Origin of the sequence: Kocuria sp. CPCC 205263 (assembly GCF_040981075.1) — a bacterium.
Taxonomy (GTDB): domain Bacteria; phylum Actinomycetota; class Actinomycetes; order Actinomycetales; family Micrococcaceae; genus Kocuria; species Kocuria rosea.
Genome location: NZ_JAVKPV010000063.1, coordinates 1 through 579 on the forward strand (window position 1 = coordinate 1; position 579 = coordinate 579).

1 protein-coding gene is annotated in these 579 nt (G+C 69.9%); it reads left to right on the top strand.

Going from position 1 to position 579, the window contains the following annotated elements; translation table 11 throughout:
- Positions 1-34 precede the first annotated feature (34 nt).
- Positions 35-579: SRPBCC family protein (locus RF647_RS19135; RefSeq protein WP_368813117.1), on the top strand; the 545-nt coding region annotated here is incomplete at its 3' end.

A 579-nucleotide genomic window follows, 5' to 3' on the forward strand; every position in this document is an offset into this window, starting at 1 on the left:
CCCGTGATCGTCGAGACGGATCGAAGGAGATGCCATGAGCACCAAGGTCGAGAAGAATGTCGTGGTCGATGTGCCGCTGAGCACCGTGTACAACCAGTGGACCCAGTTCGAGGACTTCCCCCACTTCATGAACGGCGTGCAGAGCGTGACCCAGCTCGGCGCCGACCGCCTCGAGTGGGTCGCCGAGCTCGGCGGCGTCCGCCGGCAGTGGGAGGCGAAGATCGTGGAGCAGGTCCCCGACAGCCGGGTCTCCTGGGCGGCCACCGAGGGCGCCACCAACGCCGGCACCGTGACGTTCCGCGACGCGGGCAACGGACGGACCGAGGTGCACCTGGTCCTCGAGTACGAGCCCGAGGGCTTCGTGGAGAAGGTCGGCGACAAGCTCAACGTGGTCGAGAACCAGGCCGAGGGCGACCTCGAGCGGTTCAAGAAGTTCATCGAGGCCGAGGGCTACGCGACCGGCGCCTGGCGGGGCTCCGTCAACGAGGGCGCCCCGGTCGGCACGCCCGGCGTGGAGCACGCCGCGGCCTCCCGCGGTGACGACGGCAAGGCCGGGGTGTCGGGCAAGGCGGTCGCCGC